At 45.6% G+C, this 24,221-nt stretch carries 23 protein-coding genes; 9 read left to right on the top strand and 14 right to left on the bottom strand.

Annotated elements, in window-relative coordinates; genetic code table 11:
- The 3 genes from R7R78_RS08235 to argR form a co-directional block, all read right to left on the bottom strand.
- Positions 1-2,580 (bottom strand): TRAP transporter permease, encoded by a 2,580-nt coding sequence (locus R7R78_RS08235; protein ID WP_005383099.1) that lies wholly within the window; start codon positions 2,578-2,580, stop codon positions 1-3.
- A gap of 291 nt (positions 2,581-2,871) precedes the next feature.
- Positions 2,872-3,840, bottom strand: coding sequence for a TAXI family TRAP transporter solute-binding subunit (locus R7R78_RS08240; protein WP_005379657.1), 969 nt, complete (start codon positions 3,838-3,840; stop codon positions 2,872-2,874).
- Positions 3,841-4,245: 405 nt separating this feature from the next.
- Complete coding sequence (gene argR / locus R7R78_RS08245) at positions 4,246-4,716, bottom strand: transcriptional regulator ArgR (protein WP_005379659.1); 471 nt, start codon at positions 4,714-4,716, stop codon at positions 4,246-4,248.
- A 359-nt stretch (positions 4,717-5,075) separates the two neighbouring features.
- Here argR and mdh point away from each other — a divergent pair, with 359 nt between their 5' ends.
- Together mdh and R7R78_RS08255 are read left to right on the top strand one after the other, a co-directional pair.
- Positions 5,076-6,011, top strand: coding sequence for a malate dehydrogenase (mdh, locus tag R7R78_RS08250; RefSeq protein WP_005379660.1), 936 nt, complete (start codon positions 5,076-5,078; stop codon positions 6,009-6,011).
- Between the two features lie 113 nt (positions 6,012-6,124).
- Positions 6,125-6,316, top strand: coding sequence for a hypothetical protein (locus R7R78_RS08255; protein WP_005379661.1), 192 nt, complete (start codon positions 6,125-6,127; stop codon positions 6,314-6,316).
- A gap of 93 nt (positions 6,317-6,409) precedes the next feature.
- Here R7R78_RS08255 and ispB read toward each other — a convergent pair whose 3' ends face one another.
- Positions 6,410-7,381 carry an octaprenyl diphosphate synthase gene (gene ispB, locus R7R78_RS08260; protein WP_005383097.1) on the bottom strand — a complete coding sequence of 324 codons (972 nt, stop codon included), beginning with the start codon at positions 7,379-7,381 and terminating at the stop codon, positions 6,410-6,412.
- Between the two features lie 256 nt (positions 7,382-7,637).
- Here ispB and rplU point away from each other — a divergent pair, with 256 nt between their 5' ends.
- From rplU to folA, 6 genes are all read left to right on the top strand, one after another.
- Complete coding sequence (gene rplU, locus R7R78_RS08265; RefSeq protein ID WP_005383096.1) at positions 7,638-7,949, top strand: 50S ribosomal protein L21; 312 nt, start codon at positions 7,638-7,640, stop codon at positions 7,947-7,949.
- A 20-nt stretch (positions 7,950-7,969) separates the two neighbouring features.
- Positions 7,970-8,227, top strand: a complete 258-nt coding sequence (gene rpmA / locus R7R78_RS08270; protein ID WP_005383095.1) for a 50S ribosomal protein L27 — start codon at positions 7,970-7,972, stop codon at positions 8,225-8,227.
- Positions 8,228-8,439: 212 nt separating this feature from the next.
- Positions 8,440-9,612, top strand: a complete 1,173-nt coding sequence (cgtA, locus tag R7R78_RS08275; RefSeq protein WP_042522432.1) for an Obg family GTPase CgtA — start codon at positions 8,440-8,442, stop codon at positions 9,610-9,612.
- Positions 9,613-9,807: 195 nt separating this feature from the next.
- Positions 9,808-10,608 (top strand): threonine/serine exporter family protein, encoded by an 801-nt coding sequence (locus tag R7R78_RS08280; RefSeq protein WP_005379664.1) that lies wholly within the window; start codon positions 9,808-9,810, stop codon positions 10,606-10,608.
- Positions 10,608-11,081, top strand: a complete 474-nt coding sequence (locus tag R7R78_RS08285; RefSeq protein ID WP_005379665.1) for a threonine/serine exporter family protein — start codon at positions 10,608-10,610, stop codon at positions 11,079-11,081. The genes R7R78_RS08280 and R7R78_RS08285 overlap by 1 nt, the downstream gene beginning before the upstream one ends.
- A 9-nt stretch (positions 11,082-11,090) precedes the next feature.
- Positions 11,091-11,570 (top strand): type 3 dihydrofolate reductase, encoded by a 480-nt coding sequence (folA, locus tag R7R78_RS08290; RefSeq protein ID WP_005379666.1) that lies wholly within the window; start codon positions 11,091-11,093, stop codon positions 11,568-11,570.
- 269 nt (positions 11,571-11,839) lie between these two features.
- On the opposite strand, the gene apaH is transcribed toward folA, so the two are convergent.
- The 6 genes from apaH to lptD form a co-directional block, all read right to left on the bottom strand.
- A complete protein-coding gene (gene apaH / locus R7R78_RS08295) occupies positions 11,840-12,646 on the bottom strand; it encodes a bis(5'-nucleosyl)-tetraphosphatase (symmetrical) ApaH (RefSeq protein WP_005383087.1) in 807 nt (268 codons plus the stop codon).
- A 15-nt stretch (positions 12,647-12,661) separates the two neighbouring features.
- Positions 12,662-13,042 carry a Co2+/Mg2+ efflux protein ApaG gene (gene apaG / locus R7R78_RS08300; RefSeq protein WP_005379668.1) on the bottom strand — a complete coding sequence of 127 codons (381 nt, stop codon included), beginning with the start codon at positions 13,040-13,042 and terminating at the stop codon, positions 12,662-12,664.
- 75 nt (positions 13,043-13,117) lie between these two features.
- A complete protein-coding gene (gene rsmA, locus R7R78_RS08305) occupies positions 13,118-13,927 on the bottom strand; it encodes a 16S rRNA (adenine(1518)-N(6)/adenine(1519)-N(6))-dimethyltransferase RsmA (RefSeq protein ID WP_005379669.1) in 810 nt (269 codons plus the stop codon).
- Positions 13,924-14,922: a 4-hydroxythreonine-4-phosphate dehydrogenase PdxA gene (gene pdxA, locus R7R78_RS08310; RefSeq protein WP_225473407.1), complete on the bottom strand. Its 999-nt coding sequence runs from the start codon at positions 14,920-14,922 to the stop codon at positions 13,924-13,926. The genes rsmA and pdxA overlap by 4 nt, the downstream gene beginning before the upstream one ends.
- Positions 14,912-16,195, bottom strand: a complete 1,284-nt coding sequence (gene surA / locus R7R78_RS08315; RefSeq protein ID WP_005379672.1) for a peptidylprolyl isomerase SurA — start codon at positions 16,193-16,195, stop codon at positions 14,912-14,914. The genes pdxA and surA overlap by 11 nt, the downstream gene beginning before the upstream one ends.
- A gap of 59 nt (positions 16,196-16,254) precedes the next feature.
- Complete coding sequence (gene lptD / locus R7R78_RS08320; protein WP_005379673.1) at positions 16,255-18,600, bottom strand: LPS assembly protein LptD; 2,346 nt, start codon at positions 18,598-18,600, stop codon at positions 16,255-16,257.
- 266 nt (positions 18,601-18,866) lie between these two features.
- Between lptD and djlA the strand changes: the two genes are divergently transcribed.
- Positions 18,867-19,721 (top strand): co-chaperone DjlA, encoded by an 855-nt coding sequence (djlA, locus tag R7R78_RS08325; RefSeq protein WP_005383076.1) that lies wholly within the window; start codon positions 18,867-18,869, stop codon positions 19,719-19,721.
- Positions 19,722-19,864: 143 nt separating this feature from the next.
- Here the strand turns inward: djlA and R7R78_RS08330 are convergent, their stop codons facing one another.
- The 4 genes from R7R78_RS08330 to leuB all read right to left on the bottom strand — a co-directional run bounded on the left by R7R78_RS08330 (position 19,865) and on the right by leuB (position 24,199).
- Positions 19,865-20,647 carry a DUF547 domain-containing protein gene (locus R7R78_RS08330; RefSeq protein WP_170893667.1) on the bottom strand — a complete coding sequence of 261 codons (783 nt, stop codon included), beginning with the start codon at positions 20,645-20,647 and terminating at the stop codon, positions 19,865-19,867.
- 335 nt (positions 20,648-20,982) lie between these two features.
- Positions 20,983-21,585, bottom strand: a complete 603-nt coding sequence (leuD, locus tag R7R78_RS08335) for a 3-isopropylmalate dehydratase small subunit (RefSeq protein ID WP_042522424.1) — start codon at positions 21,583-21,585, stop codon at positions 20,983-20,985.
- An 11-nt stretch (positions 21,586-21,596) separates the two neighbouring features.
- Positions 21,597-22,997, bottom strand: a complete 1,401-nt coding sequence (gene leuC / locus R7R78_RS08340) for a 3-isopropylmalate dehydratase large subunit (protein WP_005379681.1) — start codon at positions 22,995-22,997, stop codon at positions 21,597-21,599.
- A gap of 110 nt (positions 22,998-23,107) precedes the next feature.
- Positions 23,108-24,199, bottom strand: coding sequence for a 3-isopropylmalate dehydrogenase (gene leuB / locus R7R78_RS08345; RefSeq protein ID WP_225473408.1), 1,092 nt, complete (start codon positions 24,197-24,199; stop codon positions 23,108-23,110).
- Between the last annotated feature and the right edge of the window lie 22 nt (positions 24,200-24,221).

The raw sequence follows: 24,221 nt of genomic DNA on the forward strand, positions 1-24,221 counted from the left end.
TTATGCGCTCAATTGTTCCTTACGAGCACGACGTTTTTGGTTCATTGCAAGCACCAGCAAAATCATTAAGCATGGTACAAACACCCACTCTTTCATCGGACGGTCTGCATCCTGGATAACCCACTTGATTTCCCAATCAAAGTCGATACCTGCGGACTCTGCTGGACTACCAAATTCAACCATATCGACAATCATTTTGTTGTCACTTTCGGTCAGCATCAGACCCATAGATGAAATACGTGCGTCTGCTGTTGTCGCACTGTCTTCGAATGGAAGACGAACCGTTTTCTCAATGTAGTCGCCCTCAAGGTTTTCACCGGCAACACGTAACTCCAATGATTCTCCTACATTTAGTGTTTCCGTGATTTGAGCTACCTCAACGCCAGGAGAAAGAACTTTCGCTGGGTACAGCATGTCCCACCAAAAACCTGGACGGAAAAACGAAAACGTCAGTACTAATAATAGGACTGTTTCCCACCACTTGTTACGCGTGAACCACCACCCTTGAGTTGCCGCAGAGAAAATCAGCATTGCAATGATCGATGAGATGACCGTGAGTGCCAAATGCCACCAAGAGTCGATCCCCATTAACAATAGCTGGGTATTGAACACAAACATGAACGGCAAAATAGCGGTTCGAATATCGTAAGTAAAACCTTGGATACCGGTACGAATTGGATCTGATTTCGCAATTGCTGCTGCTGCAAAAGCCGCAAGGCCTACAGGTGGGGTATCGTCGGCCAAAATACCAAAGTAGAAAACGAACAAGTGCACCGCTATCAACGGAATAATTAAGCCATGCGCTGCGCCGAGCGTAACAATAACCGGCGCCATTAGCGTAGAGACCACGATGTAGTTCGCCGTTGTTGGCAGACCCATCCCCAGAACCAAGCTAATGATGGCGGTAAAGAGCAGCATAAGAATGATGCTGCCACCAGAGATAAACTCGACGAAGTCGGTCATCACTAGGCCGATACCCGTTAGTGTAACAACACCAACAACGGTGCCCGCTGCCGCGGTTGCAACGCCGATACCAATCATATTGCGCGCACCAGAAACTAAGCTCTCGGCAAGATCGACAAAGCCATCTTTGGTTTGCTGAAGCATGTCACCTTGCTTTGACAGCAGTGCAATCAACGGACGTTGAGTAAGCAAAATGAAAATCATGAACACCGTTGCCCAGAATGCCGAAAGGCCAGGTGAGAAACGTTCGACAGTCAAACACCAAACCAATACGACGATAGGGAGTAGGTAGTGCAAGCCTGACTTAACGGTTGGGCCAGGATCAGGTACTTCTGTTAATTCTGCATCAATCTCAATTGCGCCATCTTGCACGTGATTTGCTGAGACTTTCACCAACCCAACGTACGCGATTAATAGTGCGACGGTAACAATTGGTGTCGCGGCATCACCAAAGACGTCCTTTGTCCAACCCACTCCGTAGTAAACCAATGCGCTGATCACACATAATCCTAAGATTGTGCCAGTAAAGGACAGCAGACTTTGTACTAGTGTTGGGTTGTGGCGACGAGGAAGGCCCGTCATGCCTGCTTTACATGCTTCAAGGTGAACAATGTAAATTAAAGCAATATAAGAGATTAGCGCTGGAAGTAGGGCAGCTTTAATCACCTCAACGTAGGAGATACCGACGTATTCCACCATCAAAAATGCTGCTGCACCCATGATTGGCGGTGTTAACTGACCATTGGTTGAAGCCGCTACCTCTACCGCACCCGCTTTTGTGCCGGGAAAGCCAACACGCTTCATCAGTGGAATCGTAAAGGTGCCAGTTGTTACTACGTTTGCGATTGAAGAACCAGAAACCAGACCAGATAAACCTGATGCAACAACGGCCGCTTTAGCTGGACCACCTTTCATATGGCCAAGTAACGAGAAGGCAACTTTAATGAAGTAAGCACCAGCACCAGCGCGTTCCAGCATTGCTCCAAACAATACAAACAAGAAGACAAAAGAGGTAGAAACACCTAGCGCAACCCCAAATACGCCTTCTGTTGTTAGCCACAAGTGGGACATGGCCTTGTTCAAGCTTGCCCCTTTGTGTGCGATAACGTCAGGCATGTAAGGGCCTGCAAAGGTGTAAGTAAGGAAAACAGCAGCCACGACCATCAATGGTGGACCAAGAGCTCGGCGTGTTGCTTCTAAAAGGAGGATCATACCGATAACAGCAACAACGATATCAACCGTTGTCGGTGCGCCTGAGCGTCCTGCTAGCTCGGTATAAAAAAGGTATATATAGGCTGCTGAAAAGCTGCCAGCCAACGCGAGTATCCAATCAACAAGAGGGATATGATCGCGAGGAGAATTCTTCATCGCTGGATAAGCAGTGAAAGCCAAAAAGATCGCGAAAGTAAGGTGGATAGATCGCGCTTCCGTGTCGTTCAGTACGCCAAAATTGAAAATAAATGGTAACGGGGATGCGTACCATAATTGAAATAGTGACCAACACAGAGGAACAAACCAAAGGATTCGTCCTTGCATTCCCGAAGGGCTACGTGCACCTGTGTCTGCCTGAGCCACCATTTCTTGCACATCTTGTGACGGAGCTTGATTCGTCGCCATGTACTTTTTCCTTATTATTGATGGTCCTGTCTGATTTTTATCGAGAACCACACTTCGCCTCTATCAGTGTAGTGAATGGAGCGAAGTTTGCTTTCGAGTATTTTGCTGCCTGAACTCAAAGTGTTGATTGTTGGATACTCTGTTAGGCGGCGTTTAAGTTTTCTTGGGTATGAGCTCGCAGTTTTCAGAAGAAAACTGGCGAATGAAGCATACAGTTAGAACGTGCTACAACCTGTATGCTCAAACAGGCAGAAAATATTCTTTCCTGCCTGTATGTAGAGTCTGAGGTAATTACTTAATTAGACCCATTTCTTTGTAGTATTTTTCTGCACCTGGGTGAAGAGGAATAGAAAGACCAGCTTTCACCATGTCTTCTTTCTTCAAGTTTGCGAATGCAGGGTGTAGACGTTTGAAGGTATCAAAGTTTTCAAACACAGCTTTTGCCACGTTGTAAGCGACATCGTCTGAAACATCAGAGGTCGTTACCATTGTTGCTGCAACACCAAAGCTGTTTACGTCTTTGTCTGTACCGCGGTACATACCAGCCGGTACTGAGCTAAAGGCGTAGTATGGGTTGTCGGCAACAATTTTATCGATTTTAGGGCCTGTTGCTGAAACTAGCTTCGCATCACATGATGTGGTTGCTTCTTTGATTGAACCGTTCGGGTGGCCGACCATGTAAATGAAGGCGTCAATTTTGTTATCACAAAGTGCCTGAGAGCGTTCAGAGCCTTTTAGCTCAGACGCCAATTTGAAGCTGTCGTTTGTCCAACCCATCGCTTCCATGACAACGCCCATCGTTGCACGGTCACCAGAGCCTGGGTTACCGATGTTTACTCGCTTACCTTTCAGGTCTTCAACGTTTTCAATACCTGAATCTGCACGCGCAATGATGTTGAAAGGTTCTGTATGAAGAGAGAACATTGCGCGTAGCTTCTTGTACGGGCCTTGTTCTTCAAACTTGCTCGTACCGTTGTAGCCGTGGTACTGCCAATCCGATTGCACGATACCAAAATCTAATTCGCCTGCACGGATAGTGTTAACGTTGTAAATTGAGCCACCAGTCGATTCTACTGAACAACGGATGTTGTGGTCTTTACGACCTTTATTTACCAACTTACAGATAGCACCACCAGTTGGGTAGTAAACACCAGTCACAGAGCCAGTACCGATGGTAATAAACTCTTGAGCGTTAACTGCGCCTGCGCCCATTACGGCTGCAGCGATAGCGCCTACTTTGAGAAGTTTGTTAAATGCCATGAATTTCCCTTCCTTATATTCATTATTTACCCGGAAATAACCATAAATCACTTCTGGAGTTTCCTATTTGGAAACGGCACCTTTTTCAATCCAATCGTTTGAAAAAGCGAGCGAATCATAACAAAAAATTGGCAGAAAATTATCCAATTGTTAAATGTTATAGTTGATAAGTCTGAATTTTGTATCAGGGGATAGGATTCAATTTGTGATTTAATTCTTTTTATAACAATTACTTAATTAACGTTTAGTGACTGAAATGAAAAAGATCAATTGCGTGATGTTAATCACAAAATGGGTGGTTAAAGAACGAGCGGAGTAAGCAAAAAATTTACATAAATTATGGGCTACAAAATGAGACTTCTTTTATAACCCACAATGAGTTAGCTGATTGAAGCTTTATAGAACTTAACCAGTATATTCGAACAGCTCGCACACTGATTTGAAGAGTTGCTCAGTCGTAATTGCCATGGTTGGCGTAATGAAAATGGTATCGTCACCCGCGACAACGCCAAGAATACCTTCGGATTTACCGAGTGAATCAAGCAAGCGAGCAATCAACTGTGCTGCACCTGGGCCGGTGTGAATTACCACTAACGCTGCATTACGATCGATGTCTAGTACCAGTTCACGCAGAGAGCTGCTGACTGTTGGGACACCTAGCTCAGCAGGAAGACAGTAAACCATTTCCATTTTTGCATTGCGCGTACGGACGGCGCCAAATTTAGTCAGCATACGTGAGACTTTAGATTGGTTGATACTCTCAAACCCTTGCTGTTTGAGTGCGTCAACAATCTCGCCCTGTGAGCCAAAGCTTTCTTCTTTTAACAGGGCTTTAAAGGCGCGAACTAAGTTGTCTTGTTTTTCTGAATTGCGCATAGTCATTACAAATCTCTTATTACGGGTCAGCAATTTTGCATATTCTCGCATATATATTCAGGCGGTGCCAAAGAGTCCCAGGATTATGTTAGATGCGTCACTGTAAACTATATACCACATAGAATTCTTTAGCGCGCTGAAGTAGGGCTGTATCTGTTTTCTTGAATTCCTTGTCATTTCAACAGAATAAAAGAATAATCCAAGCCCCATTTGTAGCACGGTAACAGCGAGTTGCGCGAGGTCGCAAAGCTAGCGTTAATTGATTGTAATCAAGTTGTGATTCCGATAGCTTTATTTAAGTTGGTTACAAACTACCCTACGAATACGTTTATAAGAGAAATACTCTCAAGGAGAACTACATGAAAGTAGCCGTTATTGGTGCCGCTGGTGGCATCGGTCAAGCCCTGGCCCTTCTACTTAAGAACCGTCTTCCTGCTGGTTCTGATCTAGCCCTATATGATATTGCTCCAGTAACTCCTGGTGTGGCCGCTGATCTTAGCCACATCCCTACGCCAGTTTCTATCAAAGGTTACGCTGGTGAAGATCCTACTCCAGCACTAGAAGGCGCGGATGTTGTGCTAATTTCTGCTGGTGTTGCGCGTAAGCCAGGTATGGATCGTGCGGATCTATTTAATGTAAACGCTGGTATCGTTAAATCGCTAGCGGAGAAGATTGCGGTTGTTTGTCCGAAAGCTTGTGTTGGTATCATCACAAACCCTGTAAATACAACAGTGCCAATTGCTGCTGAAGTTCTTAAAAAAGCGGGTGTTTATGATAAGCGTCGTCTATTTGGTGTAACAACGTTGGATGTTATCCGTTCAGAAACGTTTGTTGCTGAGCTAAAAGACAAAGATCCAGGTGACGTTCGCGTGCCAGTAATTGGTGGTCACTCTGGCGTAACGATCTTACCTCTACTGTCTCAAGTGGAAGGTGTTGAGTTTACAGCTGAAGAAGTAGAAGCATTAACGAAACGTATTCAAAATGCAGGTACTGAAGTTGTAGAAGCGAAAGCGGGTGGTGGTAGTGCAACACTATCAATGGGCCAAGCTGCATGTCGCTTTGGTCTGTCTCTGGTTCGTGCTCTTCAAGGTGAAGAAGGCGTAGTTGAGTGCGCTTACGTTGAAGGCGACGGCGAACACGCGACGTACTTCGCGCAACCTGTGAAACTGGGTAAAGAAGGCGTTGAAGAAGTACTAAGCTACGGCAAACTCAGCGATTACGAAAAGTCTGCATTAGACGGTATGCTAGAAACACTAAATGGCGACATCAACATTGGTGTTGAATTCGCAAAGTAATCTAGAAAGCCTATATAAGAAGAAAGCCGATCATTTTGATCGGCTTTTTTGATCCTTGATTTCTCAACTTCGTAAAAATGGTCGAATAAAACCACGTAGTGAAGGAGAAGATGATGGAAGCGAGTCGAATCCGTAAAGGCATGGTTGTTGAGTGCCAACAAGGCGTCGGTACGATATTAGTGGTCGATCATGAAGCAGAGACAGTATTGTTGTCCAAACAAGGGACTGAACAGCAGCTCGCCGTTAGCTTTGATGAAATAGAAGATGATCCACAACTGCATGGCGGTAGTGACAGATATTACTAGCGCCTCCGGCGTCGTCATTAGGTATCAAACGTAAAAAAGGAAGAGCATGCTCTTCCTTTTTGCTATAAGTCTTGCGTTATGGGTAGCTATTGATTACTTCGTGCGTTGTACTGCGACATGAGCCAGAGTAACAAGCGCTTGTTTGTATTCAGACTCTGGCAACACTGATAGTTCTGCGATTGCTTTGTCTGCTTCTTCTAGAGCTTTTTGCGTTGTGTATTCCAGAGAGCCTGCTTCTTTCATGACCGCAAGAATTTCTTCTAAGCGATCCATGCCATTCGCTTTCTCAATCGCTTCACGAATCATGATGGCGTTTTCTGGTGTGGTATTACGCATAGCATGGAGCAGAGGTAAAGTTGGCTTGCCTTCGGCCAAGTCATCACCCACATTTTTACCCATGTCTTCGCCATCAGAAGTGTAATCCATGACGTCATCAATGAGCTGAAACGCAGTGCCTAGATACTTACCGTAATTTTGCATTGCGATTTCCACATGCTCAGGAGCATCATTTAAGATTGCACCGATTTGAGTTGCGGATTCAAATAAGCGCGCAGTCTTAGAGTAGATGACTTGCATGTAGCTTTCTTCTGTCGTGTCAGGGTCGTTACAGTTCATCAACTGCTGTACTTCACCTTCGGCGATCACGTTTACGGCATTGCTCATTAGTTTAAGGATCTTCATGGATCCTAGTTCCGTCATCATCTGAAATGAGCGTGTATAGATAAAGTCCCCAACTAATACGCTAGCCGCATTGCCAAATGCTGCATTCGCAGTGGCTTTACCACGGCGCATGTCTGATTCATCTACCACGTCATCATGCAGCAAAGTCGCTGTATGGATGAACTCAATAAACGCAGCTGCCATTGTATGACCATTGCCTTGGTAACCAAGTGCACGGGCTGACAGTATCGCTAAAAGCGGTCTTAGACGTTTGCCTCCACCACTCACGATATAAAAACCGAGCTGGTTGATTAAAGAGACATCAGAATTAAGTTGGGCTTGAATTGTTTCATTCACTTTTGCCATGTCATCGGCAGTAAGCGCTTGGATAGTTTTAAAATCCATCGTATATCCGGCTGAAGTTAGACCCTGCAAGGCTTATTCGATTTATATAATTGTCGAATAATACACTAAAAAACGTTGATTAATACATTACTAAAGGGCATGATTGCCGCACTTTTCTTTGGCGATTAGCTTTTCGCCAATTTTTTCAAAATATGGCTTGTCATAGGAGCATCTATTCTGTAGAATCTGCGCCCTATTGATGATTAGTTTAGCGCACACCCTCAAGAAAGGCTGTGCGGAAAAAGCGGAGTAAAATATGTACGCTGTTTTCCAATCTGGTGGTAAACAACACCGTGTAAGCGAAGGTCAAACTCTTCGTTTAGAGAAATTAGACGTTGAAACTGGTGCAACTGTAGAATTTGATAAAGTTCTTCTTGTTGCTAACGGCGAAGACATCAAAGTTGGTGCTCCTCTTGTAGAGGGCGGCAAAATTGTTGCTGAAGTTGTACAACACGGTCGTGGCGATAAAGTTAAAATCGTTAAGTTCCGTCGTCGTAAGCACTCTCGTAAGCAACAGGGTCACCGTCAGTGGTTCACTGAAGTGAAGATCACTGGTATCAACGCTTAATCTATTAGGAGAGTTTAACAATGGCACACAAAAAAGCTGGTGGTTCTACTCGTAACGGCCGCGATTCAGAAAGCAAACGTCTAGGTGTTAAGCGTTTCGGTGGTGAATCTGTACTTGCAGGTAACATCATCGTTCGTCAACGTGGTACTAAGTTCCACGCTGGTAACAACGTAGGTATCGGTAAAGACCACACTCTATTCGCTCTTACTGAAGGTAAAGTGAAGTTCGAAGTGAAAGGTCCTAAGAACCGTAAGTTTGTAAGCATCGAAGCTGAGTAATTAGGTTTTTAACCAAATTACTTAATAGCTTTAAGCTGAATTCAAAAGCCCTGCCGAATCGGCGGGGTTTTTTATTTGTGGCAGTCGACATATCGAAGTTTCTCGCTAAGATCCTAAGCGATTTGAATCTGGGAGCTTAGATCTGTCATCTGCTAAAATTGTCGGATGACATAGTAAGATTTAATCCACGCACGAAGTAGTCGGAGTAAAAGATGAAGTTCGTAGATGAAGCGGTAGTAAAAGTTCAGGCTGGTGATGGCGGTAGTGGTGTTGTCAGTTTCTGGCGTGAAAAATTCATCACTAAAGGTGGCCCTGATGGCGGTGATGGCGGTGACGGTGGTGATGTTTATATCCAAGCCGATGAAAACCTAAATACCCTGATTGATTACCGTTTCCAGCGCTTCTACGAAGCTGAGCGTGGTGAAAACGGTCGCGGTGGTAACTGTACAGGTAAGCGTGGTAAAGACATCGTTCTTCGTGTACCTGTGGGTACGCGCGCTGTGGATATCCACACAAATGAAATCGTGGCGGAAGTTGCTGAACACGGTAAGAAAGTGATGATCGCAAAAGGCGGTTGGCACGGTCTAGGTAACACGCGTTTCAAATCTTCAGTAAACCGCGCGCCTCGTCAGAGAACATTGGGTACAAAGGGTGAAGTACGCGAAATTCGCCTTGAGCTATTGCTTCTTGCTGATGTGGGTATGCTTGGTCTACCTAATGCTGGTAAATCAACCTTTATCCGCGCAGTATCAGCAGCAAAACCGAAAGTCGCTGATTACCCATTCACGACGTTGATCCCAAGCTTGGGTGTCGTAAGTGTCGTACCAGAGAAAAGTTTTGTTGTTGCAGACATCCCTGGTTTGATCGAGGGTGCAGCAGATGGCGCTGGCCTTGGTATTCGATTCTTGAAGCACTTAGAGCGTTGTCGAGTGTTGCTGCACATGATCGATATTATGCCAATTGATCAGTCCGATCCGGTGCAAAATGCATTGACGATCATTGATGAATTAGAACAATACAGCGAAAAACTGGCAAGTAAGCCGCGCTGGTTAGTGTTCAACAAAGTTGATCTAATGCCTGAAGAAGAAGCGAATGAGAAGATCCAAGAAATCTTAGACGCACTAGGTTGGGAAGACGAGTACTTTAAGATCTCGGCGATCAATCGTAACGGTACTAAAGAGCTTTGTTACAAACTGGCTGACTTTATGGATAACCTACCTCGCGAAGAGGAAGAAGTGGCTGAAGAAGATAAAGTTAACTTCATGTGGGATGATTACCATAAAGATGCGATGGCGGGTAAAGACGTTATCACTGAAGATGACGACGATTGGGATGACTGGGACGATGAAGAAGATGACGGTCACGTTGTCTACGTTCGTGACTAATCAGAACGGTCAAACAATGCCTGTTTGCCTATAATTCATTAAGCCGCAATTATTTATTGCGGCTTTTTTTGTATCTAAATCATATTTAGGTGATGTGATTTACGGCACAATAACCGATACGTCGTGTTTTTTGAGGGTTAGTTTGGCCCTCGCGCGTATGAATGAGTAACACCCTAAAAGGAATTAGACTTATTTATGACTCTAGAAACCATACCGCCTAGAGAGTTGGCGGTATCTACTCAACGATCGATTTCTCGTCTTGTCGCCCAAGCCGGACAAATGCTACTTGCTCATGGTGCTGAAAGTACTCTTGTGAGCGATATTATGCGTCGTATTGGCCTTGCTTGTGGGGTGAATGAAGTTGCGGTAGCACTATCAGCTAATGCATTGGTTGTGACGACGGTAATGGATGGGCATTGCATCACCACCACCCGAAGCTGCGCTGATCGTGGCATCAATATGCGCGTTATTACGCAAATTCAACGAATCTGTATCATGATGGAACGTGGTTTGCTCGATTCAACCATGGCGCAGAAAAAGCTGAACGCTATCAGTCCAGAGCGTTATAACCGCTGGTTGGTGGTGTTTATGATTGGCTTGTCTTGTGCGGCATTCAGTCATCTAGCTGGTGGTGATTGGGGAGTCTTCATCATGACCTTTTTAGCTTCAGCTGGTGGCATGATCGTTCGCCAAGAAATTGGTCATCGTCATTTCAACCCTCTATTGAACTTTGCTGCGACCGCTTTTGTGACTACCTTAATTTCAGCACAGGCGGAAATTTACCAAATCGGTAATCTACCTACCGTAGCAATGGCATCGTCGGTATTAATGCTTGTACCTGGTTTCCCACTCATTAACTCTGTCGCAGATATGTTGAAAGGCCACATTAATATGGGGATTGCTCGATTTGTGATGGCTAGTTTACTAACGTTGGCGACATGTTTGGGGATCGTTGCTGCGATGAGTGTAACTGGAATTTGGGGGTGGGCAATCTAATGAGTTTATTTGATTTGATGTTTGGCCTGTTGAATGACATGTTTTTTGCGGCGATTCCCGCCGTAGGATTTGCATTGGTTTTTAACGTGCCACAAAGAGCTTTAGTGTATTGCGCTGTTGGTGGCGCGATTGGTCATGGTAGCCGCTACTTGATGATGCAGTTTGGCATTCCTATTGAGTGGGCAACCTTTTTTGCTGCGACGTTAGTTGGGATGATTGGTGTGTACTGGTCTCACCGTTTTCTCGCGCATCCAAAAGTGTTTACTGTGGCTGCTTTGATCCCGATGGTGCCGGGTGTGTTTGCTTACAAAGCAATGATCGCTATGGTAGAGATCAATCATGTTGGCTACTCACCCGAGCTTGTTGCAACCTGTATGGAAAACTTTCTTAAGGCCATGTTTATTATTGCAGGTTTAGCAGTTGGTCTTGCGGTTCCAGGGCTGTTATTCTATCGCCGCAGACCTATTGTATAAGGACCTAACATGATCATTAGTATGATTGCCGCGATGGCCGACAATCGCATCATTGGCAAAGACAATCAAATGCCTTGGCACCTTCCCGCCGATTTCGCTTGGTTTAAGCGTTGTACCATGGGAAAACCGGTTGTGATGGGACGCAAAACCTATGAGTCTATTGGTCGCCCTTTACCTGGTCGCTTGAATATTGTTATTAGCCGTGATGAGACACTAAAGATCGAAGGTGTCACTACCGTAACATCGATTGAGCAGGCTCTGGAAGTCGCAGGTGATGTGGAAGAAGTGATGATCATTGGTGGTGGTGCGATTTACACCACTTGTCTGCCTATGGCCAATAAACTGTATGTAACACACATTGAAGCGGCCATTGATGGTGATACTCAGTTCCCAGATTGGGGAGACGAGTTTAAGGAAACTTACTCAGAAATGTATCAAGCCGATGAGAAGAACGCCTACAACATGCGCTTTACTGTGTTAGAAAAGTAATTCGAGATTAACACCGCGTAGTTAATACGGTAATGCCGTTCGTATAACAGCGAGCGGCCATCCCAACCTACCGTCATCCTGAAAAGCGACGAAAGAGCGAGATTCAGGAGCCTCTATACGAGTACTTTGTTGTCAAAGGTATTTCTATCTATTCGCAGCGCGAGGATATTAGATTTCTAGTCTCGTTAAGGCTCGTTGGAATGACCCTACAGGAGGTGTTAAGTGACAGGTATTCCTCCTACTATGGATTATCGACTGTTATTCAGTGTTTAACTTAACGCATCCTGAGTAAAAATTTTCTTATCTTCCCAACGGATCATGGTTAGGCTTCCGCCCCAAACACAGCCAGTATCTAGCCCGATGACTTCGCTGTTCATATAACCTTGCAGTGCAGCCCAGTGCCCAAAGAGCACCGCTTTGTTTAAGTGGATACGTTTAGGCACCTCAAACCATGGAATAAGTTCGTTACCGGAAACTTGTTGCGGTGGCAATTTACAATCCATATCCAAACGACCATCAGGGAAACAAAAGCGCATCCGCGTAAAAGCATTGATAATATAACGGTATCGGTCCAAACCCTGTAGATAGTCATCCCAGGAATCAGGTTGATTGCTGTACATGTTTTTTAATAGCCAAGGCAGCTCTTCACTTTGGATGATGCGCTCAACTTCACGGGCACACTTTCTCGCTGTTTTTAGATTCCACTGCGGTGATATGCCAGCGTGACACATCACGAACTCGTCATGCTCGGCCATTAGAGGTTGCTGAGCTAGCCATGTCAGTAGTTCCTCTTTGTCAGGGGCCGTGAAAATAGGTGCGGTTCTATCTTTGTCTTTGACCTTTTTTATCCCGTGAGCCACTGCAAGAAGGTGAAGGTCGTGATTACCAAGCACGACGATTGCGCTTGCGCCAAGTGACTTCACAAAGCGTAACGTTTCTAATGATTTAGGCCCTCTGGCGACCAAATCACCAGCAAGCCAAAGTTGGTCTTTTTTCGCAGAGAAAGATACTTTTTCTAGTAGTCGCTGCAATTCATCAAAACAGCCTTGGATGTCACCAACAATATAGGTAGCCACTGAATCTCCAATTTACTAATTTAAAACATTTGGAACAGCCAAGCGAAATGGTTCAATTTCGGTGATGAACTCTTGCCCTTTCTCATCCAGCATTTTGTAGTGTCCTTGCATAACGCCGACAGGGGTTTCTAACGCGGTTCCGCTACTGTACGTGTATTCATCATTGCTTGGAATAAAGGGCTGCTGGCCTACAACTCCGTCACCTTCAACCGTCATTTGCTTGCCATTCGAGTCTGTGATTAGCCAGCGGCGGCTCACTAACTGTACGGTTTGTTGGCTAAGGTTTTTGATGGTGATGATATAAGCGAAAACGTAGCGTTGTAGCTCTGGGTTGGACTGTTCTTCGATGTATTTGGTGTGAACTTGAATTTTGATGCAAGGTTGAATGACGTCCATGTGCACTCCTCAGAAACGTAATATCCCAATAATAATAAGCCAAACCTACAAGGGTTTGGCTCATTGTTTGAGTTCTTAGTGCTGCGGGTTATCCGCAAGCCAGTTCGCCATTGCGACGAATTGTTCTAGCGTCAGGTTCTCTGGACGCATGCTTGGATTAACACCTAGCTCTTCTAGTACTTCTGTGCTTAACAACGATTTGTAGCAGTTACGAACTGTTTTACGACGTTGGTTAAAGCCTTCACGACAAACGCGATCGAGCAAACGCAGATCTTTCGCCGGGCATGGCAGCTCTTCGTAAGGCACTAAACGAACAACGGCAGAATCCACTTTCGGTGGTGGAACGAATGCCGTTGGCGGTACTTCCAGTACTGGTACCACTTTACAGTAGTACTGAGCCATTACCGTCAAACGGCCGTAAGCTTTGCTGCCAGGGCCGGCGGCTAAGCGGTTTACCACTTCTTTTTGCAGCATAAAGTGCATGTCTTGAATGTCTTTATGGAACTCAAAAAGGTGGAACATCAATGGTGTAGAGATGTTGTATGGCAAGTTACCAAAAATGCGCAGCTTGTTGTTTGGCTTCACTAGTTGAGTGAAGTCAAAACGCATAGCGTCACCCTCATGGATGGTCAACTTATCTGCCAGTTCAGGGTGAGTACGTAGGCGTTCCGCCAGATCGCGGTCTAATTCGATAACTGTGAACTTATCTACTTCACGACCTACTGGCTCAGTGATTGCACCAAGACCAGGACCGATTTCAACCAGGTTTTGACCTGGTTTTGGGTTAATCGCTGATACGATTCCATCAATAATGTATGGATCGTTCAGGAAGTTTTGACCAAAACGTTTACGCGCTTTGTGTCCTAAATGGACATCATTTCTCATTGTTTCTTCTCTACCAAATCTATCGCATGCGTGAGCGCTGTTCGGAAACTCCCTGTATCCGCTTGACCTGTCCCTGCCAGATCTAATGCAGTACCGTGGTCCACCGATGTTCTAATAAAAGGTAGACCAAGAGTAATGTTTACTGAACGACCAAAGCCTTTGTATTTTAATACTGGCAACACTTGATCATGGTACATGCCTAAAACAGCATCAGCATCATTTAAATATTTTTCATTGAAAATGGTATCAGCCGGCAGAGGGCCGATCAGGTTGATACCTTTTTCTTGTCGAATTTTTTCCAGTGTCGGAGTGATGGTCTCGATCTCTTCACGACCTAAGCAGCCATCTTCGCCAGCATGAGGGTTAAGCCCGCAAACGTAGATGTTTGGTTGTGCGATAGCAAACTTTTCTACAAGGTCTTTATGAAGAATATCGATGATTTTTTCTAATCGCTCTTCGGTGACAGCTTTGGACACATAAGCTAAAGGAATATGTGTTGTAACCAGCGCCACGCGCAGTCCTTCCGTTGCTAGCATCATTACGACTAGCGGCGTTTGTGACTTCTCGGCGAAAAATTCAGTATGACCACTGAATGCAACACCTGCGCGATTAATCACCCCCTTATGAACAGGGCCGGTGACAATAGCATCAAATTCATCATTCATACAGCCTAAAGCCGCTCTTTCTAGCGTTTTTAGTACATAGTGGCCATTCGCTTCATTGAGCTCGCCTGCGACCGCAGGTTCCGATATTTGGATATGGTCAACGATAAGCGTGCCCGTTTTTTGTGCTTTAGGTGCTTCTTCTGGATTGTAATCAGACAGTTGGACTTCGATGCCAAGCTGCTTGGCTCGCTCCGTCAGCATATTCTTATCGGCACAGACGACAATTTGGTGCGCCCAATCTTCTTTCGATAGGGCAAGCACTAAGTCTGGGCCGATACCCGCAGGTTCCCCTGCGGTTACGACAATTCTACGAATTGTATTAGTTGTCATTGTTGTCATCCACGATTTCAACAAACGCACTTGCGCGTAGCTCTTGCATCCATGCGCCCGCTTCTTCATTAAATTTACGATTAAATAGAATACGGTAAGCTTTGTTCTTCATCGCTGAGTCAGTGCGGTCAACTTGGCGACGATCCAACACTTCAACGATATGCCAGCCGTGAACGGTTTTGAACGGTTCGCTGATTGAGCCAACTGGCAGAGTTTCTACTTGGTGCTTAAATTCTGGCACGTAAAGATCTGGTGTTTGATAACCTAGTTCACCGTCTTGTGCTGCCGAGCCAGGATCTTGACTGTATTGTGTTGCCAATTGAGCGAACGTTGCTTCACCGGCTTTGATGCGGCGTACAAATTCATTCAGTTGCTTCTTCGCCCCTTCGTCGCTCAGAATCACGGTTGGTTTAATCAAAATATGACGCGCATTTACTTCCGTTACCGCAACCGTTTCTAGGCCTTTTACATCCTCTATTTTTAGGATGTGGAAACCAACGCCACTACGGAAAGGACCAATAATGCTGCCTTTGTTTTGCATCTTGATCTGATCAGCAAAGATGGTTGGCATCTCTTCTTTACGCATCCAGCCCCAGTCACCACCTTGTAAAGCTTTAGGACCTTTTGAGTAGGTGTAGGCCATCTCCGTAAAGTCTGCACCTTCGTTTAGCTTTTTCGCGAGCGCTTTAGCTTCTGCTTCTACAGCTGACTTTTCTTTATCGTCAGAGAAGCGCAGTTGAATGTGTCCAATTTTGTATTGAACAGTCGCATTGGTTTCTTGTGATAGTTGCTCAGCAAGGCTATCGACCTCTGCTGGAAGGATATTAATACGGCGACGAACCAGTGCATTGCGAGCTTCTGATGCGGCGATTTCCTTACGAATTTGTTCGCGGAATTCTGGGTAACTTAAACCTTCACTTTCTACAGAAGCAGCGAGTTGTTCTACCGATTGCTCATTATTACGTGCGATCTCTGCAATCGCTTGGTTTAAACGGTTGTCGTCAATACGCACACCAATACGGTCTGCTTCTTGGCCTTGCAACGTATCAATGATAAGTTTTTCAACGACTTGTTCTTTTAACACGCTGGTAGAAGGTAAGCTCTTTCCACTTTGACGAGCGTTGGCTTGCAGCGTTTTCATCGCTGTTTCGATGTCGCTTTGTAGAACTACACCGTCGTTCACGATGACCGCAACCTTATCGATCTCTACTGGTGCTGCAACCGCTCCGCAAGAGAGTAGGGTCGTGAATAAGATTGATTTCCAAATTTTCATTTAAAATTCCGTCAGTATTTTTGAATAGGCGTCTTATTCATTTAAGACGCCTATTTTGATTAATTGTTCAGATAGAATGGGCGGCCGTACTTAATCGCGTTGTCAGAACCATCCAGTTCTTTGACAGCAGTGTCTTCACGCTGGTTGGTCGCAAAGCCTTGAATACCGAAGTTAACGCTGAAGTTATTTTCGTATTCAGGTGATGCCCCGGTGCTGCCTATAGCTTGGTCTTCCCAACCAAGCAATTGGTTTGAGTAAGTGACGCCAATGTACCAACAGTCAGATTGGTAACGTAGGCTCGCTAACCATTCTAGGTCCGCATTTTCATTGAGGTCGTAGTAGTATTGACCACTCGCAGACCAGTTCGGGTTGAACTCGTAGGCCGCTACAATACCTGCTTGAGAAATACCTTTACGAGTAATTGTGTCTAGGTTTTCGAGAATGATCGTATCTTCGATGTATTCACGTGTAACGTAGCGATAGTTACCCTGAATAAAGCCGCCGTTGAATTGGTATTCCAAGGTACTGTTTGCCAACTGCATGGAGCTCAAATCAATATCGTATTGAATTCCACCGTGATAGAACAAGTAATCGTTGTAGTTGAAATCAGCTTCAATCGCCCATGATGAGTAATTGGTGGTCTCATCCGGAAGATTTGGGCTGTTGCTCAGTTTGGTCTTTTTATCGAAGTAGTAAATCTGACCAAATGAAACGTTAAGACGCTCTTTATAGTCATCATCAAAGAAGCGAGTACTCGCACCGTAGCTTAACTGGTTCGCCGAGGCGATTTTATCAATGCCACTGTACTTACGACTGCGGAATAGCCCGTAGTAGTCGGTTTGTAGCAAGGTGGTATCGTAGTTGTAGATGTTGGTTTGATCTTCTTCAGGTACGTACAAGTACTGCAGCTGAGGCTCCAGTGTTTGGGTGTAGCCCTTGATCCAGCTTGTATCTCGTTCTAAGTAAAGTTGCGCATGCGTACGGAACTCAGGAATAACACGAGAAACTTCATCATCCAACTGGTTTTGCAAGTTTACATCTGTCAAACCCGTTAAGTCTTGAGAGTAATACGTAGAGAGCACGCGCGCTTCTGTTGTCCACGTTGCCCATGAGTTTGAGAGCGGTAATGTAAGCCCTGGTTCAATGTGAACACGGGTCGCATTTGGTCGCGCAGCATCGCTGGTATCGAAGCGGCTGACTTGGCTCTTCACGTCAAAGTTAAGGTAGTCTCCCCACAACGGCGTGTAGTAGTTCAAGTCTAACTGAGGAAGCAGGCGATAAGGGCGGTTCTCTTCTTTCAATAAGATTTGGAAGTCACGAACGGTTAACGAGGCATCCCAGAAGTCAGAACGATATTGTACTTGTCCTTCTTGAACCAGTTGACCATCTTCACGGTTACCAATGTCGGAGTCGAGATCGAGGAAGTAATCAATATCACTCACTTTTGAGTAATCGACTTTGACTATCCACTGTTTATTGATGATACCGTCGTGTTTAACTTGGTAGCCCCAACGAGACTCGTCCTGATATTTGCGATCACTATTGAGGTATTCGCCTTTGATTTCTCCATTTCCCCAACCATCTGTTAGGTAGCGGAAGTCAGTATCGAGTTTTGTACCACGTTGCTGCATGTAGAGCGTGGTGAGTGTCATGTCATATTGAGGCGCGATGTTCCAATAGAATGGCACCTCGACTTCCATACCATCACTAGAACCGTACGATAAAGAAGGGAAGAGGAAACCCGTTTTGCGCGTATCTCCAATTGGCATGGTTAGATACGGCACATAGAAAACAGGCACATCTAACACTTCAAATCGAGGATGGTGCAGCGTCGCTGTCTCTTCATCTTGGTCAACATCGATGCCTGACGCAACCAATCGCCATGAATTATCGCCTTGAGGGCACGATGTGATAGAGCCGTCTTCGAGTTCATAAACCGACTGACCTGTGCGGGCGATATAGGCCGCAGTGCCTCGGCCTTGTTGGCAAAGGAACTGATAATCGGTGTTCTCAAGTGAAAACGTATCTTGATTAATGTCGTTAGTAACACGATCAGATCGAGCTTTGACTTGGCCGTCATTGAAAGTCACGTTGCCTTCGGCAACCACGACGTTGTCTTGTTGGTGCAGCGTTACGCTATCTGCGGTAATTTTCTTCTGGCCTTGGGTGACTTGTACATTACCTGAGTACTGAGCTTTGTCACCATTGATGGCTTGCAGGGTGTCAGCTTCTACCACTACTGGGGTATTAAGAGCGTCCTCCTCGCCACTTGTATCGACCAAACATTGATCTGTGGCGGGCATTTCCTGCACACTATCATGGATATTCGCTTCAGCTTGAGTGGTGGGTACAAACAAGGCGGTGCTGATAGAGGCCGCTAAAAATGTGCGGGAGAAATGTTGCATTGAATTGAACTTTCCTGTGTCACTACTACTCGATGGCTATAGGGCTTGTTGTACCCTAGCGTAATAGCCAAATGAATCAACTATAGTCGCATTTATCCCAGCGTATTGATTCACTGTGGCATAATGACGACAAAATAGCTGCAAAGATAAGCAGGCGAAATGGCCTAGCCGAAATAAAACTAATTCCATTATCATAAAGGAAATCGTTGCATCCGGCACTATAAGACCGCCGTCGTCGATAAAAATTCATTGATAGAGAACACATAATGCATATTTTTGGCAAAATTCTGGGTGCCTTTTTTGGCTTGTTACTTGGCGGGCCGCTAGGTTTACTCTTTGGCTTATTTATTGGCCATCAATTCGATAAAGCACGTCGCTTGAGTCAAGCCGGGTTCTCTACTGGCGGCTTTGGAAAAGGGCCAAGTCAAGCTCAGCGCCAAGAAGAGTTTTTTAAAGCGGCGTTTGCGGTAATGGGACATGTGGCAAAAGCGAAAGGCCAAGTCACCAAAGAGGAAATCCAACTGGCTTCAGCCATGATGGACCGCATGAATTTGCATGGCGAACAGCGTCGCGCAGCGCAAGACGCGTTTCGTGAAGGTAAAGACAGCGACTTTCCGTTAGAAGATGTTCTTGTTCGTGTGAAAATTTCGACAGCTGGTCGCTTTGACTTGTTGCAATTTTTCTTAGAGCTGCAAATCTCGGCGGCCTTTGCAGATGGCTCGATCCACCCGAGTGAACGAAATGTACTACACAAGATTGCACGTGGTTTGGGTTTCTCTTCTGAGCAATTAGAGCGTCGTTTGCAAATGCAAGAAGCCGCATTTCGTTTCCAAAGCCAGGGCGGTTTTCATGGTCAGCATCAAGGCCAATCTTCAGGTGGTAGCTGGCAACAAGCTTCACAAGCGGATCAGTTGGCCGACGCGTACAAAATTCTGGATGTGTCTTCAGATGCAGACAGTAAAACCGTTAAGCGTGCTTATCGTAAACTGATGAACGAGCATCACCCGGACAAATTGATGGCTAAAGGTTTACCACCAGAGATGATGAACGTCGCGAAAGAGAAATCTCAAGAGATTCAAAACGCTTACGATCTTATTAAGAAGGTTAAAGGCTTTAAGTAGTCGGACGTTTTCTATCAAACATTTGGATGTAAAAAAGGGCACTCAGTGCCCTTTTTTTTTCATGTCTTAGTCTTTGAGTTGCCGGTGTCTTTAGCTTTTGGCCTATTATGTCCCTAATGCTAATTGACCTCACATCCCCCAGTTTAGTTGGCTTGATTCAAGTCCCAATCGTATTCGTATTTCACTTTGCCAGAGAAGTTTTTGTATTGCGGTGCGTACTTTGCGATGTGTTTGAAGATTTGTTTTTCTCCACCAAAGTCCGTTGCAAACCAATCATAAATAGAAGACAGCTGTGCCGTGTTACCTTGGATAGATACGCCTTTGCTGCTGTTGATAAATGTTTTGGCGGCACTATCCAGTAGAGCTTGCGTGTTGTCAGCAGTGAATGCTTGAGCTTGTAGGTTAGGGCATCCCAAACTTGCACAATTTACGGCGTAATGCGTTCTTGGGTCATTCCAAATTGGACGCAAAATTCGATGTTCAATATCGTTTAAAGTTAGATCCTTCCCGTTGACCACGACCACATCGTCTCCCCAAGGACCAAAGCTAAATAAACCACCTAGCTTGGTGATTGATTCGACTGGATAGTTATCCAAAATAAGATCTACCGTGATGGCGTTGTAAAGGTTTACCCAATAGGCATATTGCTCTGCTTGGCTGTATTGTAGAGGGTCTAGTTTTGCCAAACGCTGGATGTATTGTTTCAGCTTGGTTTTATCGACAGAGGAGACTTGGCTGTAACGAAACAAGGTATTCTCGCCTTGTTCAACTAAATAAGTATCGAGTAGTTGTTGCCATTCTTGATGAGAAATTTGGGTTTGGTTGGCTTGATTCGATTGTTTCCAATATGGCCATAAGTCGGATTTTGGAGCGGAAAATGTCGAGAAAGAAACCAGAGCACACAACAGCAATAACAGACGCTTCATAGAGATACCTTTGAATGAGATATTGTTGATAGTGTAGACCAGTTTAGTGCTTGTTTTCTTTCAGTAATCAGTGGTCTTTATTCGCCGTCATTCTGAGGAGCATAAGCGATATCAGGAATCTAATACCCACAAACTCTTGAGTAAAGACAGTATGAATCTGCACAGTGCGCTCTGGCAGTAGATCCTGAATTACACTCCTTCGTCGCTGCTCAGGATGACGAATTTCAACAGAGGCGTTCGGTATTCTGTAAGCAAAGCGATATGAGAACAGTTACCCAAAACATTAAAAGGGCCGACAATTGCCAGCCCTTGATTTGTGTATTTACTAACGCGTCTTAACGCAAGAAGCTTGGAATATTCGCTTCGTACTCGGCAATCTTATCTTCGTGCTGAAGGGTTAGACCAATGTTGTCCAAACCGTTTAGCAAGCAATGACGACGGAACGAATCGATTTCAAAGCTGTACTCTTTGCCGTTGGCGCGAACCACATTCGCTTCTAGGTCTACTTCCACTTCTGCGCCTTCATTCGCCTCAACAAAATGGAAGATTTCATCCACTTCTTGCTCAGTCAAGCGAACTGGTACCATTTGGTTGTTGATCGAGTTGCCGTAAAAAATATCGGCAAAGCTTGGTGCGATCATCGCTTTGATGCCGTAATCCGCTAGTGCCCACGGTGCGTGCTCACGAGATGAGCCACAGCCGAAGTTCTCACGAGCCAGCAAGATAGACGCGCCTTGGTAGCGAGGTGCGTTCATCACGAACTCTGGATTTGGCTGTTCGCCAGCATCGTCTAGGAAGCGCCAGTCATGGAATAGGTGCTTACCAAACCCTAGGCGGGAGACCTTTTGTAGGAACTGCTTTGGAATGATGGCATCAGTATCAACGTTCGCTGCATCTAGAGGAACAACTAAGCCTGTGTGTTGTTTAAAGCCTGACATTGGTTTGCTCCTTAGTCTAGTTCACGAATATCTACAAAGTGACCAGCAATTGCTGCCGCCGCTGCCATCGCAGGGCTCACTAGGTGGGTACGGCCATCACGACCTTGGCGGCCTTCAAAGTTACGGTTTGAAGTAGACGCACAACGTTCATGTGGACCCAAACGGTCATTGTTCATTGCTAGACACATCGAGCAACCTGGCAGGCGCCACTCAAAGCCCGCTTCTTTAAAGATAACGTCCAAGCCTTCCGCTTCTGCTTGCGCTTTTACTTGCTCAGAGCCAGGAACGATTAGCGCTTGAACGTGAGGCGCGACTTTGCGACCTTTCGCTACTTCAGCGGCTGCGCGCATGTCTTCGATACGTGAGTTAGTACAAGAACCAACGAAGACTTTATCGACGTTGTAATCAGACAATGACTTGCCTGCCTCTAGGCCCATGTAAGCCAATGCTTTTTCTGCAGATGCTTTTTCTACTGGGTCGGCAAAGCTTTCTGGTGCTGGGATAGGTTGATCTACTGCGATCACTTGGCCTGGGTTAGTACCCCAAGTGACTTGTGGTTTAATATCTGCTGCGTTTAGTGTCACGACTGCATCAAACTGAGCATCATCGTCAGTTTTTAATGTCTTCCAGTATTCTACTGCTGCATCAAAGTCGGCACCTTGAGGTGAGAATTTACGGCCTTTGATGTATTCGAACGTGGTTTCATCTGGCGCAATCAAACCGGCTTTCGCACCTAGCTCTATCGCCATGTTACATACGGTCATGCGGCCTTCCATTGAAAGGTCAGTGATCGCTTCACCACAGAATTCAACTACGTAGCCTGTACCGCCTGCTGCTGTCGTTTCACCGATGATGGCTAGCACAATGTCTTTCGCCGTGATACCCGGAGCCACTTTGCCTTTCACTTCGATCTTCATCGTTTTAGCGCGCGCTTGTTTTAGCGTTTGAGTTGCTAATACGTGCTCAACTTCTGATGTTCCAATACCAAAAGCTAGCGAGCCGAACGCACCGTGTGTAGCAGTGTGTGAGTCACCACAAACAATGGTCATGCCCGGTAGGGTAATACCAAGCTCTGGGCCCATAACATGCACAATACCTTGGTATTTGTGGTTGATGTCGTAAAGCGTAACGCCAAACTCTTCACAGTTTTTCGATAGCGTTTCCATCTGGATACGAGCCATCTCACCCGATGCGTTGATGTCTTTGGTGGTTGTCGAAACGTTGTGGTCCATGGTGGCAAAAGTTTTGCTGACCTGACGCACTTTACGACCTTTTTCACGCAAGCCGTCAAATGCTTGCGGAGACGTCACTTCATGTACCAAGTGACGGTCGATGTACAAGATTGGGTTTTCCCCTTCTGCTGCGACGGCAACGTGTGCGTCGTAGACTTTTTCGTATAATGTTTTGCCCATTGTTTGCTTCCTTTCCTCGTTATCCTTGTTGCTTTGTTTTAGCACCAATGACTTAGAGGTAAGTCATTGGTGGATAGAGGATTTAGTATTTATTATGAATCTGTTTTGTATTAAGAGTTTAAGATGTACTCAGCGATCTTATCGCCCATCTCAGGCGTCGAAAGTGCAGGGTTGTCACCAGCAAGGTCACCCGTTAGCTCACCCGCTGATAGTGCTTTTGAAACTGCCGTTTCGATGTCTTGTGCCGCTGTTTCCTCACCTAGGCTATAACGCAGCATCAGTGCAGCAGATAGGATTTGTGCCACAGGGTTAGCGATGTTCTTACCTGCGATATCTGGTGCACTGCCGCCTGCTGGCTCGTACAGACCGAATTTGCTTTCGTTTAGACTTGCTGATGGCAACATACCCATAGAGCCTGTGATCATCGCGCATTCATCAGAAATGATGTCGCCGAAGATGTTTGAACACAGCATTACGTCGAACTGAGCAGGGTCTTTGATAAGCTGCATAGTCGCGTTATCAATGTACATGTGTGACAACTCGACATCTGGGTAGTCTTTTGCGATTTCTTCGACTACTTCACGCCATAAAATAGAGCTTTGTAGAACGTTCGCTTTGTCGATAGAGCACACTTTCTTGCGACGTAGACGAGCAGACTCAAAAGCGATTTTTGCAATACGTTCGATCTCAAAGCGGTGGTACACCTCAGTATCAAATGCTTTTTCTGTTGCGCCTTCACCTTCACGACCTTTCGGTTGGCCGAAGTAGATACCACCCGTCAGTTCACGGACTACCACGATGTCAAAGCCGCGACCCGAGATGTCTGCACGTAGCGGTGAGAAAGCTTCAAGACCTGAGTGAATTTGCGCTGGACGTAAGTTACAGAACAGTTGGAAGTGTTTGCGTAGTGGAAGTAGGGCACCGCGTTCAGGTTGGTCGTTTGGTGGTAAGTGCTCCCACTTAGGGCCGCCAACCGAGCCGAATAGGACTGCATCAGACTCTTCACATGCTTTTATTGTGCTCTCTGGAAGTGGACAACCGTGATTGTCGATCGCGATACCACCTACATCATGCTCGTCACGCTCAAACGCAATACCATGTTTCTTTTCGATTGCATCCAATACTTTATGTGCCTGCGCCATTACTTCCGGGCCAATGCCGTCACCGGGTAGGACGGCAATTTTGTACGATTTGTCTGTCATGTTAATCCTTTAAGTTTTCTAA

It is taken from the genome of Vibrio sp. 2134-1, assembly GCF_033339495.1.

What these genes read in the sequence shown, in the direction of transcription:
- R7R78_RS08235 (WP_005383099.1), bottom strand. Translation starts at nt 2,580, where the DNA reads ATGGCGACGAATCAAGCTCCGTCACAAGATGTGCAAGAAATGGTGGCT.
- R7R78_RS08240 (WP_005379657.1), bottom strand. Translation starts at nt 3,840, where the DNA reads ATGGCATTTAACAAACTTCTCAAAGTAGGCGCTATCGCTGCAGCCGTA.
- argR (WP_005379659.1), bottom strand. Translation starts at nt 4,716, where the DNA reads ATGCGCAATTCAGAAAAACAAGACAACTTAGTTCGCGCCTTTAAAGCC.
- mdh (WP_005379660.1), top strand. Translation starts at nt 5,076, where the DNA reads ATGAAAGTAGCCGTTATTGGTGCCGCTGGTGGCATCGGTCAAGCCCTG.
- R7R78_RS08255 (WP_005379661.1), top strand. Translation starts at nt 6,125, where the DNA reads ATGGAAGCGAGTCGAATCCGTAAAGGCATGGTTGTTGAGTGCCAACAA.
- ispB (WP_005383097.1), bottom strand. Translation starts at nt 7,381, where the DNA reads ATGGATTTTAAAACTATCCAAGCGCTTACTGCCGATGACATGGCAAAA.
- rplU (WP_005383096.1), top strand. Translation starts at nt 7,638, where the DNA reads ATGTACGCTGTTTTCCAATCTGGTGGTAAACAACACCGTGTAAGCGAA.
- rpmA (WP_005383095.1), top strand. Translation starts at nt 7,970, where the DNA reads ATGGCACACAAAAAAGCTGGTGGTTCTACTCGTAACGGCCGCGATTCA.
- cgtA (WP_042522432.1), top strand. Translation starts at nt 8,440, where the DNA reads ATGAAGTTCGTAGATGAAGCGGTAGTAAAAGTTCAGGCTGGTGATGGC.
- R7R78_RS08280 (WP_005379664.1), top strand. Translation starts at nt 9,808, where the DNA reads ATGACTCTAGAAACCATACCGCCTAGAGAGTTGGCGGTATCTACTCAA.
- R7R78_RS08285 (WP_005379665.1), top strand. Translation starts at nt 10,608, where the DNA reads ATGAGTTTATTTGATTTGATGTTTGGCCTGTTGAATGACATGTTTTTT.
- folA (WP_005379666.1), top strand. Translation starts at nt 11,091, where the DNA reads ATGATCATTAGTATGATTGCCGCGATGGCCGACAATCGCATCATTGGC.
- apaG (WP_005379668.1), bottom strand. Translation starts at nt 13,042, where the DNA reads ATGGACGTCATTCAACCTTGCATCAAAATTCAAGTTCACACCAAATAC.
- rsmA (WP_005379669.1), bottom strand. Translation starts at nt 13,927, where the DNA reads ATGAGAAATGATGTCCATTTAGGACACAAAGCGCGTAAACGTTTTGGT.
- pdxA (WP_225473407.1), bottom strand. Translation starts at nt 14,922, where the DNA reads ATGACAACTAATACAATTCGTAGAATTGTCGTAACCGCAGGGGAACCT.
- surA (WP_005379672.1), bottom strand. Translation starts at nt 16,195, where the DNA reads ATGAAAATTTGGAAATCAATCTTATTCACGACCCTACTCTCTTGCGGA.
- lptD (WP_005379673.1), bottom strand. Translation starts at nt 18,600, where the DNA reads ATGCAACATTTCTCCCGCACATTTTTAGCGGCCTCTATCAGCACCGCC.
- djlA (WP_005383076.1), top strand. Translation starts at nt 18,867, where the DNA reads ATGCATATTTTTGGCAAAATTCTGGGTGCCTTTTTTGGCTTGTTACTT.
- R7R78_RS08330 (WP_170893667.1), bottom strand. Translation starts at nt 20,647, where the DNA reads ATGAAGCGTCTGTTATTGCTGTTGTGTGCTCTGGTTTCTTTCTCGACA.
- leuD (WP_042522424.1), bottom strand. Translation starts at nt 21,585, where the DNA reads ATGTCAGGCTTTAAACAACACACAGGCTTAGTTGTTCCTCTAGATGCA.
- leuC (WP_005379681.1), bottom strand. Translation starts at nt 22,997, where the DNA reads ATGGGCAAAACATTATACGAAAAAGTCTACGACGCACACGTTGCCGTC.
- leuB (WP_225473408.1), bottom strand. Translation starts at nt 24,199, where the DNA reads ATGACAGACAAATCGTACAAAATTGCCGTCCTACCCGGTGACGGCATT.